Raw genomic sequence first — 14,782 nt, forward strand, 5'->3', positions numbered from 1 at the left:
TGTCCATTGGGATTGTTGCATAAACCAAAAGTGGCGGCGTTTTTTTCATCCGAGAAAGATGGATTGTATAATCTGTGGCTGGCACAAAATTCAAGTCGGCGGGTGATAAAAATCATAGGTTATTTAAGGTATTTGCGTTTATTGTCAGTTGAGTAAAAACCGGACCCATATAAATGAAAATTCATCTGGTTAAACTGTTTGCTTAGCTTGCCCCCGCATTTTTCACAAACTTCCAGTGGGTCGTCACTGACTTTTTGCAATACCTCTACTATATCTTTGCACTTTTCACATTGGTATTCGTATACAGGCATTTGTTTCTCACTCTCCAAGCCATTTCAATAATAGTAAGGACGCTTTCTTTTATTATAGCCCGGCTCAGGTAAAAAATTAACAAAAATAGGCTTGCGAATATTGAGCCCGGTCTGACGCTGGGGATTGTTACCACGGAAGGTGTTCAATGTCCTGGGTATATTTTGTTTCAAAGCCTCCATTCCAAATGTGGCAGAAGGCAAAGTAAGACCCCATTCCGGATCATAAATTCCAATCATCATTTCACGCTGGCTTAAGACCTGAATAACTATAAACTTTTCAATGGAATATTTTTTTTGTACTTCGATCGGCATCATCAATGTTTCATTTTCGTTCTTAGTCCCGCGTCGCATCACGGCCCTGCCTGATTGCACTTCTACAAATGATAATGAGGCGATGTAGTCACTCAAATCCTTATGAATTGACTTCTTTGGAAATATGACAATGCCATAGTTTTCGTGATTCTTATAGAGCTGGTAGTCATAACCTGACCGAGCTTGAGATAGACCTGGAAACATAAAGAGTGACAGGACTATCAGTGCGGTGAAAAGTTTCATAGTATTTAGATGATACTTCATTAATGTCGGATTTAAAATTCATATCTTTCAAAAAGACATTATTATGGACGACATATTTAACCAAAGAAATGTTGCTTGCATAAGCCTTTCCGGCCTTGTTGTCCAGGATGATTAGGAAAGAATTTCTGTTTCACTGAAAAAATAGGAAATTTCAAATGCCGCAGTTTCAGGTGCATCAGAACCGTGGGAAGTATTTCTTTCAATATTTTCAGCAAAATCTTTACGAATAGTACCATCTTCAGCATCAGCCGGGTTAGTGGCACCCATTAGCTTTCGCCAATCGGCAATGGCGTTTTCTTTTTCCAGAACCATCAAAACCACTGGGGCTGAACTCATTGTACTGGTCATTCCATCGAAAAAAGGGCGCTCTTTGTGCACATGATAAAACCCTTCTGCCTGAGCCTTGCTGAGCAAGGTTCTTTTCATGGCAACAATTCTAAAGCCATTGGATTCTATTCGTTCCAGGATTTTACCAATCAGATTACGCTCTACGCCGTCAGGTTTGATGATAGCAAAGGTTCTTTCCATTTCAGGGCTTTCTATTAAGGGTTAGAAATTAAATAAAAAAAGGTATTTGAGCAATTAAGCCCAAATACCTTTGTTTAAAAAGAAGTATTACCGTAAAACGAGTCCGGATTTTTTGATTACAAACCCTTCATTTAAGTCGTCTATCCATTTCATTTGAATAGCATCGTTCTTAGCTATATCAGAGCAGATGTAGATGCAAATCTCGCATGCTTTACAACGATCTACGGAAACATAAGCAGACTTATCTGCTTCACTGTAATTGATGCAGTTTGTTTCTGGACAATATTGGGTGCAGAGGTGGCAATTTTTAGCTGAGCAAATGTCTTTATCAACACTAGCAATGTAATACATATTTTCTCCAGTTTTTAACGTTATGCAGTAGTTTTTGCTGGTTGTTCCGCTTCTGACCAGCCCTGATCAATAGCATATTGGACAGCCGCATCTAGAACCTTTTGATTTGCTTCAAGAAGTTTTTGTTTTTTCGCAAATTTTTTCTCAATGGCACTGTCCAAAGCGGCTGTACCACCAGAAACCACGATGCCTTTCCCAATGAAACGGTCTTTAACAGATGCCGCTAAAGAAACTGGATCGGGCAATCCAAAGATTCCTGAAATGGCACCACACATAGCCATATTCGTAGCCAGATCAGTTTTAGCCAGATCATTTGCCATTTCTGTAGCGGGTAGATAGTAAATACGGGCACCAGTTTCTTCCAGTTCACGTTCTTCATCACGGGTAAAAGGAATAGGGGTTCTACTATTTATGAGAATGATTCCATTTTGCTTCAATCCGGTATAAAACGGCATAGTATAAGACTTACCAAGCGTGATAACCGATGGATGAAAAATCATTAGAACATTCGGGAAAATAATCTCTCCAATTTCATAAATTGTACCGTTTGAAATACGGACATAACTCTCAACAGGCGCATTACGTTTTTCTGACCCAAAGAAAGGAACCAGGGAACTGAAGCCACCTGAGATTACCACGCCATTACTAACGATGTGGGATGCAGTTACAACACCCTGACCACCCAGACCCGCCATTCGAATGTTATAGCGTTTTACTGGTTCAACAACTTCTGTCATTTTTTTTATTTCCTCCCTTTATTTGTCAGATTTTTTCTTTTTGGGTTTTTTCTCCACCTCATTCAAATACTCTTGTGCTGCTGGTGAAATAATTTCTTCAAAACCATACCGATCTTTTTCGATTTCAAATGCATCTTTCATAACATCTGGTGTTGGAATTGAGTATTCGATATTGCAAGAAGTATAGGCCTGTATATAGCTGTGACCAACTTCACGAGCTACCATAATTGCGCGGCGAACAGTCCGAGCAACTCGAGATGGATTGGTTGGAGCAAGACGTGCAATATAATCTACTCCTGCTACCTTAGCCAGACCCAATGCATCAATTTTGTCACCAAACTTTCCACGAGGAGCCATTTTCATGACCTTACCTTGATTGGTCATACCGCTTTCCTGTCCGCCTGTGTTTCCGTAAACTTCATTATCAAGCATAATGGTTGTGAACTTTTCTTTACGGAACCAGCTGTGCATCATGCCCTGGAAACCAATATCGATCAGTCCACCGTCACCAGCCATAACTACAACGTCTTTCTTCTGGTTAGGGAACCTTACTTCCAAACCTCGTTTAAGACCAGATGCAACTGCATTGGTATCACCATAGTTACCGTAAATAAATGGAACTGAAGCCTGGGAGATAGCCAGACGCCCACATCCAGCAGTTCCAACAACAATAGTGTGTTCTGGGTTGGGCATTCCTATGTATGTGAGGCGAATGAACAGGGTCATGGCGCAACCTGCACACATGGGATGCTCTTCAATCACTTCCTTAAATTTCCCCATGTCTGTGACTTTTACATCCTGTTTATTTTTATCCTTACGATTATGGTAGGGGCCATGATCTACTAAGTCTTTATATTCAACAGGTAAAAACTCTTTAAATGCAGGGGCAGGTCTTAATGTTTCAAGTGACATAAGATTTTATCCTTATAAAATTTATGTTGAAAAATAAAATTAGTTATAACAGGTTTTAACCTGTTTAAATTATACAGTTTTAAAAATAACAGTTAGTTTGATTACTGAACTTCTTTACGGAATTCTTCTAGCCATTCTAAGATCATCTCGGTAGGCATTGTCATACCACCAAAAACTCTTGGGCCATTCTTGATAGTCGCATTGCAACGACCATAAAGAGCTGAGCATACTTCCTTGTGTAACCAACCGGCCTGATTGAACTCGGGAACTAGAATACGCTTGGCACCTTTTACCGCTTCTACGATTTCTTCGGTAGGGAAGGGGCGGATTGTTTTTATTTTTACCAATCCCACTTTTCTGCCTTGTTCGCCTTCTTGACGAACCGCTTCACGTGCCTGTGAAACCGCACAACCAGATGCAATGATGAACTCCTCTGCATCCGGATTAACCACTTCTATCAAACTACCAAGGTATGCTCTGAAATACTTTGCCGAACGTTCCACAGCGGCAAATACTTCTTGCTGCCAACTGGAATGCATATGATAGCTGATAAAATTACTCTTCTGGATAGGGGCGTCACGCGAAATACGAGCTGGAGGATTTTCATTATCCATTGCAGGTATCGCTGCACGCCAACCATCACGTGGTGGCAGCTTGTACTCTTCAGGTGTTACTTCAACAGGACCGCGTGCATGGGTACAAAAGAACCCATCTACAGAAACTACAGCAGGTAGTGTCACATCCACTTGTTCAGAAGCACAAATAGCAGCTAGGGGATAGTCATAAAAATCTTGCTGATTTTCAGCATGAAGCATAATAATTCCGGTATTAAGCAAGAATGACATTTCAATATTGTCAGGCTGAATTGCGAGTGGTGTGTTGATAACCCGACACATATTAAGCATTATGATAGGAGTTCTTGCACCAGGCCAAGAGCTTATAGCTTCCATACCACGCATTAAGCCCGGACCTGAAGTTGCAGTCAAGCTCCGAACCCCACCACGAGAGGCTCCAGATATAGCTGAAAACGCACCAATTTCTTCTTCAGCTCGGTAGTACTCCTTGATATATCCTTCATCGTAGAGATAACCCGTTTGCTGCATGGTTTCACTTTGTGGGGTGATCGGATAGGCAATAGCAATATCTATATTTGCACGCCGGATGCTTTCGCGAGCCGCTTCACTACCAGTGATGAATTGCTTTTCACGGGGAAGCTTATGGAACATTTCCATAGGATCCACTACTTTTTGTTTCTCTCCTGCAGGAACCCAATCAGCTGGTTTACCTTCGTCGGCAGCGGTTCTGCAAACCGCACTACCTATTGCATTTGCCATGATCTAACTCCTTGTTATTTCAAATATCAGTGCTCAGAACTCTTGAGTTATTCTGGTGAAAATTATTTGTTTTGACACTCCATCGACTCAAATTATCAGGTTAAAATCATCAACTCAAAAGCCGACAAGCTCATTTAAAAAGAGAGACATAATAGGAACAAACTGTCTCTCTGTCAAGGCTAAACCCTGATTATAAGGTGGTTTTCCTAACTCTTCAGAGTTTATTATTGCCTATGATTCTTGTGGAAGCATTTTTTCCAGGGAGTCGAGCTCCTCAAAGTATTGAAAGGCCTTTTGTAAAAACTCATTTAAAGACTTATCTGTATAGAACTTAAGGGTTTTGTCTGCCAATTCTGTGGTATGACAAGTCTCAAATTCTGCAGCTTTCTGGCCCGTAAACTTGATGATTTCTACTTCCCAATGAATCATCGAAATATCTTCTTGTGGGCAGCTCAATGCTGTTAGCCCATAGTCATTCACTCTGTATATAAACTGGGTCCCACCTTGGCCAGTGGGATTGGAGCGGGTCAAAAATAAATTATCTTGAATAAGCATATTATTACTCTTATTGGTTTTGTTTTACACGTGCTCTAAAATGCGTTGAATTTAATATACAGCAATAGCATAATGACTCCAAGCTATTGATGCTTAGATTCATTTTTTGAAACATTCCTGAAATTATCCTATTAAAACTTACATCGAAAAAATTATGCAACCTATTGAAATGAATGACCCTGCAGAGATAGAAACCTTTTTAAGCAAAATCCAGCTTGCCGGCAAAGGGTTCACGACTGAATGCCTGCTTGTAGAAGCATTAGAAGCAGGTCTGGATTACCCTGATTATTTAAAGGCGGAAGGGGAAGACCCTCAGGCCAGTTATGATGGTAAGTCGCCAGCATGGGCTAAGTATCATATGCGGCAGGGGAAACGCGTTTTTATGGTTTATGGTGAGCCGGGTAAAGAACGCCGTACACACTTTTCTGAAACCCCTTGATCCAGACGTATTATATGAATCTATTTGGATGATTTTCCATCTGAGTTACAGGAGGAGATTTGTTTAAATTTGATTTAGACGGGTTATCAACTTCTATTTAAATTAGTTATGAATTTTGATAAGGAAACACAAATACGGATATTACGTGTTGCGTCTGACCGGCAACAGGGCAGGGATATCGATGAACTTGATGCCAGGATTTCGCATGTTATGGATTTGCATCCGGAATTTGAAGATATATGGACTAAGGGTGAGATGGCGGCCTATCCTCAAGAGATCAATGGTCAAATAGTCAGTCCGTTTGTGCATACAGTTTTACACACCATTGTCGATAGCCAGATTAGAACCGAGCAACCAGAGTTCGTAGTTCAGACTTACAACAAGCTGGTAGGACAGGGAATGGACGAGCATGAAGCCCTTCATGCCATCATCGCTTCCTATGCTGATTTACATTTTTCGAGCTTTCGACAAGGCAAGCCGTTTGACCAGTTAGACTACCAAAGTAGACTGGGCTATTTGTCTTATGAAGACGTAGAAAAGAAAGAAGAGTAATTTTTTTATAGATGGCTGGAAAAAGGTCCCGTCTTTTCGTCAAATATTAAAGGGCTTTTTTCAGGGTTTTGCCCAGGTCAGCAGGACTCTTTACGACCTTAATCCCACACCGTTTCATAACCTTCATTTTTTCTTCAGCAGTTCCCTGTCCACCTGAAATGATAGCTCCGGCATGCCCCATACGTCTGCCTGGAGGTGCGGTTTGTCCTGCTATAAACCCTACCACCGGTTTGGTGACGTGCTTTTTAATGTAGTAAGCGGCTTCATCTTCAGCGCTGCCGCCTATTTCACCGATCATGCAAATGGCTTTGGTTCCCCGGTCTTTTTGAAATAATTCCAGCACATCAATGAACCTTGTCCCGATGATCGGATCACCCCCAATCCCCACACATGTGGATTGGCCGATTCCCAGGGCGGTCAGCTGTCCAACGGTTTCATAAGTCAGAGTTCCACTCCGGGAAATAATCCCTATATTTCCTTTTTTATGGATGTGCGCCGGCATGATGCCGATCTTTGCTTTGCCGGGAGAAATAACGCCTGGGCAGTTTGGTCCAACCAGCCGGCTGTTTTTTCCTTTGAGATATTTATAGACATCGACCATGTCGCTGACGGGGATTCCTTCGGTGATACATATGATCAACTCAATACCGGCATCGGCGGCTTCTAAAATTGCATCTGCAGCAAATGGAGGGGGCACAAAGACCATGGTTGCGTTAGCTTTGGTTTTTGCCACCGCATCTTTGACCGTATTGAATACAGGAACATTTCCTAGCACTTTTTGTCCACCTTTGCCGGGAGTCACTCCTCCAACCACCTTTGTTCCATACTTCATTGATTGTTCAGTGTGGAACATGCCTTCCCGGCCAGTAATACCTTGAGTTATCAGTCTTGTTTTTTCATCAACGAGTATGCTCATTTTATCGCTTTGACCACTTTTTGGGCTCCGTCCTTCATGCCATTTCCAATAGCAAAGTTAAGTCCGGAGTCTTTAAGAATTTGATGACCTTCTTCCATATTTGTGCCTTCCATCCTTACTACAATAGGAACTTTAATGTTCAGATTTTTTGCTGCAGAAACTACTCCGCGGGCAAGAATGTCACAGCGAAGAATTCCACCAAAAATATTAATAAAAATTCCTTTAACTGATGGGTCGGAAAGGATAATGCGGAAACCATTTTCAATCATTTCCTCATCAGCGCCGCCGCCAACATCTAAAAAGTTTGCCGGTTCGCCACCGGACAATTTAATGATATCCATAGTTGCCATTGCTAAGCCTGCACCATTAACCATGCAACCAATATTTCCATCCAACTTGATGTAGTTCAAATGGAACTTGCTGGCCTCAACTTCAAGTGGATCCTCTTCATCAAGGTCTCTGTATTCCTGTGTGTCTTTATGACGGAACAGGGCGTTGTCATCTATATCCACTTTGGCGTCCAGGGCTAGAACCCTGTCGTCAGAAGTGATGACAAGCGGGTTGATTTCCAGCATCGAACAGTCTTCTTTTACAAACGCGTCATAGAGGTTGATGATGAATGGGATGATTGCTTTTAAAGCTGCACCTTCTAAGTTCAAGGCAAAAGCTATTTTCCTTGCCAAGTAGGGTTGAACACCTATTACCGGGTCCACAGGTTCTTTAATTATTTTCTCGGGTGTGGCCGCCGCAACTTCCTCAATTTCCATTCCACCTGCTTCACTTGCCATTATGAGGACCTGGCTGGTTTCACGGTCAACCAGTATTCCCATATATAACTCTTTAGCTATAGACATTCCTTCTTCAATCAAAACTTTTTTAACCAGGCGTCCTTCAGGGCCAGTCTGTGGGGTGACGAGTGTCATTCCCAAAATATTTCCGGCATATTTCTCGGCTTCCTGAGGGCTTTTTGCCAGTTTTACACCACCACCTTTACCTCGCCCTCCAGCATGTATCTGGGCTTTGACAACGACAACATCAGTGCCAACTTTCTTGGCGGCTTTGGCAGCTTCAGCTTTTTTTGAAATCAAAACCCCGCTTGGTACGGATACATTATACTTTCGTAAAATCTCTTTAGCTTGATACTCGTGAATCTTCATGAAATTTCTTCAGATTTATTAATGGGGAGAAAATTAAGCTTGATTTTTATCATAGGAAAAAGGAGCTTGTCAAAAAAATATATTTGCAATGATATATTCCTGGAAACGATCAAAGCAACCCTTAGGGGAAATGACACCTTTTTTCTTGAGACACAATGCGGTTAAAAGGTTTTTGATGGGGGATAAGAGGGTTGATTGGATTATACTTTTGATGCGATTTTTTTGGGAGCTTGGTGTTCGCCTTGTCCTGTATTGGTTGTTGCTTGAAACAGTTGTTCCCAGGCTTCAGCAAGCGGACCAAGTATTTTAACGATAGTTTCGAGGGCTTTTCGATCAGACTTGATATTGGCAAGAGTTAATTGGCTGAGCATGTATTGATATAATGATTCCAGGCGCAAAGCCACTTCACCTCCTTTTTTTAAGTCCAATGCCAACGAAAGTTCATTGATAATATCGTGGGTTTTATTGATGTGTTTTCCTTGCCCGGCGATATCTCCCTTGTCCAGGCATTGTATTGCCATGGTGGTAAATTTGATGGCTGCCTCATACATCATTAGAATTAGACGCTCTTGACTTGAGGTGGAGATTTCGTTTTTTCGATACTGTTTATGATATTGTGTTCTGTCCATTCTCTTTGTACTCTTATTTCTTACTGTTGAATAATGATTGAATTCCAGCAATTGATTGATCAAAAGCATCTCTTTGAGAGTTTAATCTTCCCAATATAACTTCAAGGTTTGTGAATCTTTTTCTCAGAGTCTCTTCAAATAATAAGGCTCGTTCTTCCATTTGGATAAGTGTTTCATCAAAATCCTGAATAATTCCTGTTGAAGTATCTATTTCTGCTTCCAAAGGACCTTCTAACGAGGCATCGGTATGGTTTGCCAGAATGCGATTGGTTATCTGGGCTACTCCAATAGAGAGTGTGAGTGTTCCATAATTTCCATCATTTAGTGAGGCAATTCTAAAATTGAGTCCTTCAGCATCTGTTCCTTTAGCTCCTGCGTAAAAGTTCCCACTTCCTACGGCATCAACGAATGTGGAAGAACCGGATGCAGCTATTTGAGGTACGCCATTGCTAACTCGAATATTGTATCCTCCAGGCTGGGTATTATTTGTGAACCCAATAAAAGTTACTGCCGAGCTTGTGGTGCTGTTGCTGCTGGAAAATAGTTCGCTGATGTTACCAACATTTTCTGCCAGAGCATCAGAGAATTCACCATCGTTTAGGGAAAGGGTTCCATCACTTAATGTTCGAATGCCTATTTGTGAAAGATAGCTGAAGTTACCCGTTACCCCTTGAACCTGAGCAGTAATTATTTCGCGAAGTTTTTGTTGCAGGTTCTGAACCGTGAAGTTTGCAAATAAAACACCCGTTTCTCCTGTTTCAGTTTCCAATCCCAGTTCAGAGTTCAAGTGTAAGATTAACTCGTTGTATCCATTTATGTAATTTTTAACCTTTTCCTTAATAGTATCGCTATCAGAAGTCAGGGTGATAGTCCCGGAACCTGCAGACTCCAGAGTTAAAATAGTTCCGCTTATGACGTCGGAGACTACATTTCCAGATTTAGTGACTGCAACTCCATCAAGGATAAAATTTGAATTCTTGGCTGCTTGGGTTTGGGTGAAATTTACTAGATTTGTAGATCCCCCTCCAAATAGAAAGCCAGTCACTCCAATTGTCACGGCATTGTCTTCACCTGATTTCGTTCCAGAGACTGCTAAACGAACTGGGTTTTTGCTACTACCATCGTTAATAAACGTGGCTTTTACATTCAGCCCCGAGTTATTAATTGCCAAGCGTAAGCCATCCAATGTATTGTTGCTTTCATCAATTGTAATTTCAAGGGATTGGTCACCAACACCAATATTTAATTTCCCCGTATTTATGGAGCTGGTTACTGATTCAAAACCCTCTGAAATAAGCTTTGTTTCTCGGGCGAGATTGTTGACCGTCAAAGAAAATGTTCCAGAGGTGGCCTGACTACTGGTGGAAATACCGACTACTGAGTTAGTATCGATAGCATTGTTGTTGGAAAATTCTCCTTTTGTGGCTAAAAAACGAGACTCTGTGTTGAGGGTATTCACCACACTTTTGAAGGTCTGCAGCCGGTCTCTCAGGTCTTGAAAACTTAAAAGTTTGGCATCCTCTAAATCTCGTTTGGCTTCAACAATAGATATGGGACTCCTTTGGAGTCGAACCAGGTTGTCGATAATGCCGCCGGTATCGAGGTTGGAATTGATTCCGAATATTGCAGTTTGAGCCACTTAAAGACCTTTCATAGGCAGTAACATTCAGGATGCACACACGAGCTCTATCTTTAGTTTTATCGGTCTGGAAAAAACGAAACTTTAATCAATATGGGGATTATAAGAAGGGCAATTTTTTTTGGTAAAAGAAACTCAATAAAAGTACTCTAACTCATTTAAATATAAAGGTTTGTAAAAAGTTATTGATTTGCTGGATGAGAATGCTGAATAATAACAATTATCCCTCAAAATACTCCTCAAAAATTGATAGAAATATGTCGGAACAACTTGGGCTTTTTGGAGAGGCAGAAGATCAGGAAGCCAAAAAAACTGTAAAACACATCTCAGGTCCGCGTGTGCAGTATTTTGATCTGGAAACTCAGAAAAGTGCTGAAGAGGTTGGGGGCTGGGGCAATATTCACAAAATGGGCTTGGCTGTTGGAGTGGTATGGGACAGTTTGGATCAGGAGTTCTTTACCTATGAAGAAAGGGACGCAGCCCAATTGGTGGAAAAACTCCGTACTGCTGATCTGGCTGTAGGGTTCAATATAATTGGTTTTGATTACACGGTTCTCCAGCCGTACTCCGATTTCGATCTACAGGAAATTAACACTTTTGACATGCTGGTTGATGTCAAAAAGAATCTTGGTTTTCGGTTAAGCCTGAACCATCTGGCAGAACAAACCCTTAATGCGGAGAAGTCAGCGGACGGATTGGTTTCTCTGCAATGGTACAAAGAGGGAAAGATCAATAAAATTATCCAGTATTGTAAACAGGATGTGAAAATTACCAGGGATTTATATCTGTTTGGTGAGAAACATGGGTATATTAAGTATAAAAGTAAATCCGGTAATTCTCTAGAGCTTAAAGTAGACTGGAAAACTTCCAGATTAATTTGATTTTTTATCTATAAAAATATCTACCGCACCTCATCAGACTTTAACCGTCTTAAGAAGTTTCTCAATCATATCTGTAACTTTAATATTCTCTGCTTCGGCCTTAAAATTAAGAATAATGCGGTGTTCCAGAACCTGCCGGCATACTGCCTGGACATCTTCAACCGTTGCAGAGACTCTATTGTCGAGAAGAGCTTTGGCCTTGGCTCCGAGGATCAGATATTGTGATGCCCGTGGCCCGGCACCCCAGTCGACCCACTCCCGCACGAAATCCGGAGCACTTCCATTCTGATTTGGTCGAGTGCACTGCACAAGCTCAACAGCATATTTGGCTACATGCTCGGAAACAGGAACTTGAGGAACCAGTTCCTGAAACTGGATAACCTGTCCCGCGTTGAGTACGGGTTTTAAGTCAGGTAAATGTCCTGAAGTGGTAGAAAGCGCAATATTAATTTCCTGTTCCTTGGTGGGATAGGAAACGTTGATGATAAACATAAACCTGTCCAGCTGGGCTTCAGGCAGGGGATAGGTTCCTTCGTGTTCGATAGGGTTTTGCGTAGCGAATACCAGAAAAGGCTGGTCCAATTCGTATGTGTTGCCTCCAACGGTCACCTTTTTTTCCTGCATTGCCTGTAATAGGGCCGCCTGAGTTTTAGGTGGTGTGCGATTGACTTCATCTGCCAAAATGATATTGGAAAAGACGGGACCATGTATGAATTGGAATACTCTCTTTCCGGTCGCAGGGTCGTCGTGAAGAATGTCAGTTCCGGTAATATCTGAAGGCATCAGGTCAGGAGTGAACTGAATACGGCTGAAGCCCAGGTTTAACACTTGTGACAAGGTGCTCACCAGAAGCGTTTTCGCAAGGCCGGGTACACCTACAAAAAGACAGTGTCCCTTGCATAGTAAAGTCACCAAAAGGTCTTCTATCACCTCCTCCTGACCTACAATGACCTTGCGGATTTCCTGTATAATTTCTTTTTTTACTTTTAACAGTTCCTGCGCCAGTTCCAAATCTTTCATTATTTTCTCCCTGATTAATCTATATAACTGAACTGCCGCGCTTGCAATTCTTTTTCTCTAGTTAAACCCAGCTTGTCGTAAACATTCATCAGCCGTATATGTGCAAATGGATTGAAAGGGTTGATGCGCACTGCTTTTTCAAAATAAACCCTGGCCAACTCATATTCCCGATTTAAAAGTTTAAGCTCTCCCATATTAACGAGGCTGGTGTGAAAATCAGGAAAGAATTCGAGGCTTTCCTTTAACAGGGTTTCTGCCTGCTCATGGTTTCCAGATTGCAGATGGGTTCCCGCAAGCTTGTTGAACAATATTGGTGAATGGGAAGAAGATTCATCCAGTGCTTTCTGGTATTCAACAATAGCGGCTTTAAAATGATCTCTGGATTTTAGGATGTCTCCCAGGTAAGTCAGGTCTCGCGCTTTTTTGGATTTAAGTTCTTTGTATTCTTTGCCCTCAGGTCCTTCCCTGTTTTTAAATTCGGTGGACAGTGTTTGAATCCCCGGGATGTTTTTAAGCGGCAGGCCTTTTGCCCAGTTTTCCCAGTTGTCCTGAAACTCTGATAAACTTTGTCCCACCTGACTCAAAAAGACGTTGCTAAAATTTTGTCCAGATGAAAGCTGTGCCAGTATTTTGGGAAAAATGTCCAATCCATTGAGAGTTGTAAGGTATTCCATCATTGAAGATACTTCAGCATATGCCAATTGCACATCTTCCGCATTTTTCAGTTTAGCAAGCGAGGGCATCATGGCTTCCAACGGTACCCGGTAATCATTTTTCATGGCGTTAGAAAGAACAGTTTCCATGATGGGGGAGAGATAATCCTCTTCTCCCCGCCACCGGGTTTCTAAATACTTCGCAATGCCTTCGTGCATCCAGAGCGGCAGATGATTGTGGCTTGATTTGGTTAGCAGGTAGTGAACGTATTCATGGCTCAAAGTGTCCATCCAGTTGAATCCACGGACCAGCGAACCGGGTGATATCATCATGATGCGGTGGTACTTGCAGAGGGCAACGGTCCCCGAAGTCAGAATATCTTTGAGTGTTAACGGGGAAATTTTTGAAAATGGTTTTCGGTCAGGATAAAACTCTACCAGAACTTTTTCTTTAGGATAATAATTTAAAATCTTCCCGAGAACCCGGTAAGATTTTTCCAGGACTTCCCTGGCATGGTGAATCAGGATTTCATCGGGGCCTTCCTCAAAACGGAAAATAAAATGTTCGCTCTCTTTTGCGATGAAGTTTTTGGAAGCTCTACGCGTGGCATCGACATGGGATTTAAATTCCTTGACTTCCTTCATATTGTCGCCGACACGGTTGAGAATTTTCCAGGATCGCTCGTAATTTCCCTTCATAAACTCTATGCGGGCTTTTAAAAAATGGGCATCCCCCGATTCAGGATAGTTTTTAAGGAGCTGGTCAGAAAGTTTTTCCGCATTGGATATATCCCAGTCCTGGACCAGTTGATAGCCTTTCATTACTTCATCAGATATTTGGGGCGATGCCAGACCGTTCCCTGCGACTGTGAAAATCAACAATATAGTCAATAGGAATTTAAGAGCATTTTTCACTGTACCAATTCCTTATAATATTCGTTCACCAGGCGTTCATAGTTTTTGGGTGTTTGTTTTTTCATTGCGTCCAGTATGTCTTCACGGAATGCACTTGGAACTTTATACTGGTCTTCAGACGGAAGAAGCACTTTTTCTTTTTGCATGCGTACAGAACCCCCGCGCCTGGAATCCCTTTTGCTCCCAACCCCAAGTCGAAGAGGTGTTTCCCTTTTTCCATTATCCGAAGTTTGAGTGCCCGAATTTTTTAATTCGTTCAAAAGATTCTTGGTTTCCTGCATTGAGCTCAATGCTCTGTTTTCTGAATCAATGCCTCTTTGAACTTGATGCGTCTGCAAGCGGTCCCTGGCATTATTAAGATTTCTTTGCGCGTCTCCCATCTTTCTGGACAGGGCAGGGGGCAGTAAGGGGTTTTCTCGGTTCATTTTCATGAATAAATCCCTCATCTTTTCTGCTTGCCGGCTCATACCCTGTTCTTGTTTGGCAAGTTGATTGAGTTTGGATTTGTCCTTATCTGTTAGCAATGATTTGCTGCCTTTATCAATCGAGCGTTTCAAAGAACCTAGTTTTTTTGAAATCTCAGAGTTTAACCGAGTGACTTCTTTAAGATCCTGGTTGAGACGGTTGCCGATGTCTTCTCTTTGATTCCTGGTGCTTCGCATGCTTCCCTGCCAACG

19 protein-coding genes and 1 pseudogene (1 of these 20 only partly in view) are annotated in these 14,782 nt (G+C 41.8%); 3 read left to right on the top strand and 17 right to left on the bottom strand.

What is annotated here, in order from left to right; translation table 11 throughout:
* The 9 genes from F3741_04945 to F3741_04985 form a co-directional block, all read right to left on the bottom strand.
* Nucleotides 1-116, bottom strand: a 116-nt coding sequence (locus tag F3741_04945) for a 6-carboxytetrahydropterin synthase (protein MZG30150.1), incomplete at its 3' end; no start/stop codon positions are given.
* A gap of 3 nt (nucleotides 117-119) precedes the next feature.
* Complete coding sequence (locus tag F3741_04950; protein ID MZG30151.1) at nucleotides 120-311, bottom strand: zinc ribbon domain-containing protein; 192 nt, start codon at nucleotides 309-311, stop codon at nucleotides 120-122.
* 24 nt (nucleotides 312-335) lie between these two features.
* A complete protein-coding gene (locus tag F3741_04955) occupies nucleotides 336-866 on the bottom strand; it encodes a hypothetical protein (protein ID MZG30152.1) in 531 nt (176 codons plus the stop codon).
* Between the two features lie 132 nt (nucleotides 867-998).
* On the bottom strand, nucleotides 999-1,415 hold the full coding sequence (locus tag F3741_04960) for a nucleoside-diphosphate kinase (protein MZG30153.1): 417 nt from the start codon (nucleotides 1,413-1,415) through the stop codon (nucleotides 999-1,001).
* A gap of 87 nt (nucleotides 1,416-1,502) precedes the next feature.
* Entirely contained in the window at nucleotides 1,503-1,766 is a 264-nt protein-coding gene (locus F3741_04965; protein ID MZG30154.1) for a pyruvate ferredoxin oxidoreductase, read from the bottom strand.
* 20 nt (nucleotides 1,767-1,786) lie between these two features.
* Nucleotides 1,787-2,503, bottom strand: coding sequence for a ferredoxin oxidoreductase (locus F3741_04970; GenBank protein MZG30155.1), 717 nt, complete (start codon nucleotides 2,501-2,503; stop codon nucleotides 1,787-1,789).
* Nucleotides 2,504-2,521: 18 nt separating this feature from the next.
* Nucleotides 2,522-3,415 carry a ferredoxin oxidoreductase gene (locus F3741_04975; protein ID MZG30156.1) on the bottom strand — a complete coding sequence of 298 codons (894 nt, stop codon included), beginning with the start codon at nucleotides 3,413-3,415 and terminating at the stop codon, nucleotides 2,522-2,524.
* A gap of 101 nt (nucleotides 3,416-3,516) precedes the next feature.
* Complete coding sequence (locus tag F3741_04980) at nucleotides 3,517-4,749, bottom strand: ferredoxin oxidoreductase (protein ID MZG30157.1); 1,233 nt, start codon at nucleotides 4,747-4,749, stop codon at nucleotides 3,517-3,519.
* Nucleotides 4,750-4,980: 231 nt separating this feature from the next.
* Complete coding sequence (locus F3741_04985; GenBank protein ID MZG30158.1) at nucleotides 4,981-5,304, bottom strand: hypothetical protein; 324 nt, start codon at nucleotides 5,302-5,304, stop codon at nucleotides 4,981-4,983.
* Between the two features lie 154 nt (nucleotides 5,305-5,458).
* Here F3741_04985 and F3741_04990 point away from each other — a divergent pair, with 154 nt between their 5' ends.
* The gene (locus F3741_04990; protein ID MZG30159.1) at nucleotides 5,459-5,743 is read left to right on the top strand and encodes a hypothetical protein; all 285 of its coding nucleotides are present in this window, start codon (nucleotides 5,459-5,461) and stop codon (nucleotides 5,741-5,743) included.
* 108 nt (nucleotides 5,744-5,851) lie between these two features.
* Nucleotides 5,852-6,295: a DUF1841 family protein gene (locus F3741_04995; GenBank protein MZG30160.1), complete on the top strand. Its 444-nt coding sequence runs from the start codon at nucleotides 5,852-5,854 to the stop codon at nucleotides 6,293-6,295.
* Nucleotides 6,296-6,341: 46 nt separating this feature from the next.
* On the opposite strand, the gene sucD is transcribed toward F3741_04995, so the two are convergent.
* From sucD to fliD, 4 genes are all read right to left on the bottom strand, one after another.
* Nucleotides 6,342-7,211 (bottom strand): succinate--CoA ligase subunit alpha, encoded by an 870-nt coding sequence (gene sucD / locus F3741_05000; protein ID MZG30161.1) that lies wholly within the window; start codon nucleotides 7,209-7,211, stop codon nucleotides 6,342-6,344.
* On the bottom strand, nucleotides 7,208-8,368 hold the full coding sequence (gene sucC / locus F3741_05005) for an ADP-forming succinate--CoA ligase subunit beta (protein ID MZG30162.1): 1,161 nt from the start codon (nucleotides 8,366-8,368) through the stop codon (nucleotides 7,208-7,210). Before sucC ends, sucD begins: the two co-directional genes overlap by 4 nt.
* A gap of 200 nt (nucleotides 8,369-8,568) precedes the next feature.
* Nucleotides 8,569-8,997 (bottom strand): flagellar export chaperone FliS, encoded by a 429-nt coding sequence (gene fliS, locus F3741_05010; protein ID MZG30163.1) that lies wholly within the window; start codon nucleotides 8,995-8,997, stop codon nucleotides 8,569-8,571.
* A gap of 13 nt (nucleotides 8,998-9,010) precedes the next feature.
* Nucleotides 9,011-10,636, bottom strand: coding sequence for a flagellar filament capping protein FliD (gene fliD / locus F3741_05015; GenBank protein ID MZG30164.1), 1,626 nt, complete (start codon nucleotides 10,634-10,636; stop codon nucleotides 9,011-9,013).
* Nucleotides 10,637-10,893: 257 nt separating this feature from the next.
* Here fliD and F3741_05020 point away from each other — a divergent pair, with 257 nt between their 5' ends.
* Nucleotides 10,894-11,517, top strand: a complete 624-nt coding sequence (locus F3741_05020; GenBank protein ID MZG30165.1) for a DEAD/DEAH box helicase — start codon at nucleotides 10,894-10,896, stop codon at nucleotides 11,515-11,517.
* 33 nt (nucleotides 11,518-11,550) lie between these two features.
* Here F3741_05020 and F3741_05025 read toward each other — a convergent pair whose 3' ends face one another.
* From F3741_05025 to F3741_05040, 4 genes and pseudogenes are all read right to left on the bottom strand, one after another.
* Nucleotides 11,551-12,537 (bottom strand): MoxR family ATPase, encoded by a 987-nt coding sequence (locus F3741_05025; protein MZG30166.1) that lies wholly within the window; start codon nucleotides 12,535-12,537, stop codon nucleotides 11,551-11,553.
* A 14-nt stretch (nucleotides 12,538-12,551) separates the two neighbouring features.
* Nucleotides 12,552-14,105, bottom strand: a complete 1,554-nt coding sequence (locus F3741_05030) for a tetratricopeptide repeat protein (protein MZG30167.1) — start codon at nucleotides 14,103-14,105, stop codon at nucleotides 12,552-12,554.
* Nucleotides 14,102-14,767 (bottom strand): hypothetical protein, encoded by a 666-nt coding sequence (locus tag F3741_05035; protein MZG30168.1) that lies wholly within the window; start codon nucleotides 14,765-14,767, stop codon nucleotides 14,102-14,104. Before F3741_05035 ends, F3741_05030 begins: the two co-directional genes overlap by 4 nt.
* Nucleotides 14,692-14,782: pseudogene (locus F3741_05040) on the bottom strand (hypothetical protein) (it continues 2,837 nt past the right edge of the window). The gene F3741_05035 and the pseudogene F3741_05040 overlap by 76 nt, the downstream one beginning before the upstream one ends.

Source organism: Nitrospinota bacterium (assembly GCA_009873635.1).
GTDB lineage: Bacteria > Nitrospinota > Nitrospinia > Nitrospinales > VA-1 > LS-NOB.

Excerpts from the sequence above, each read along its gene's own strand:
- F3741_04950 (MZG30151.1), bottom strand. The coding sequence starts at position 311 with ATGCCTGTATACGAATACCAATGTGAAAAGTGCAAAGATATAGTAGAG.
- F3741_04955 (MZG30152.1), bottom strand. The coding sequence starts at position 866 with ATGAAACTTTTCACCGCACTGATAGTCCTGTCACTCTTTATGTTTCCA.
- F3741_04960 (MZG30153.1), bottom strand. The coding sequence starts at position 1,415 with ATGGAAAGAACCTTTGCTATCATCAAACCTGACGGCGTAGAGCGTAAT.
- F3741_04965 (MZG30154.1), bottom strand. The coding sequence starts at position 1,766 with ATGTATTACATTGCTAGTGTTGATAAAGACATTTGCTCAGCTAAAAAT.
- F3741_04970 (MZG30155.1), bottom strand. The coding sequence starts at position 2,503 with ATGACAGAAGTTGTTGAACCAGTAAAACGCTATAACATTCGAATGGCG.
- F3741_04975 (MZG30156.1), bottom strand. The coding sequence starts at position 3,415 with ATGTCACTTGAAACATTAAGACCTGCCCCTGCATTTAAAGAGTTTTTA.
- F3741_04980 (MZG30157.1), bottom strand. The coding sequence starts at position 4,749 with ATGGCAAATGCAATAGGTAGTGCGGTTTGCAGAACCGCTGCCGACGAA.
- F3741_04985 (MZG30158.1), bottom strand. The coding sequence starts at position 5,304 with ATGCTTATTCAAGATAATTTATTTTTGACCCGCTCCAATCCCACTGGC.
- F3741_04990 (MZG30159.1), top strand. The coding sequence starts at position 5,459 with ATGCAACCTATTGAAATGAATGACCCTGCAGAGATAGAAACCTTTTTA.
- F3741_04995 (MZG30160.1), top strand. The coding sequence starts at position 5,852 with ATGAATTTTGATAAGGAAACACAAATACGGATATTACGTGTTGCGTCT.
- sucD (MZG30161.1), bottom strand. The coding sequence starts at position 7,211 with ATGAGCATACTCGTTGATGAAAAAACAAGACTGATAACTCAAGGTATT.
- sucC (MZG30162.1), bottom strand. The coding sequence starts at position 8,368 with ATGAAGATTCACGAGTATCAAGCTAAAGAGATTTTACGAAAGTATAAT.
- fliS (MZG30163.1), bottom strand. The coding sequence starts at position 8,997 with ATGGACAGAACACAATATCATAAACAGTATCGAAAAAACGAAATCTCC.
- F3741_05020 (MZG30165.1), top strand. The coding sequence starts at position 10,894 with ATGTCGGAACAACTTGGGCTTTTTGGAGAGGCAGAAGATCAGGAAGCC.
- F3741_05025 (MZG30166.1), bottom strand. The coding sequence starts at position 12,537 with ATGAAAGATTTGGAACTGGCGCAGGAACTGTTAAAAGTAAAAAAAGAA.
- F3741_05035 (MZG30168.1), bottom strand. The coding sequence starts at position 14,767 with ATGCGAAGCACCAGGAATCAAAGAGAAGACATCGGCAACCGTCTCAAC.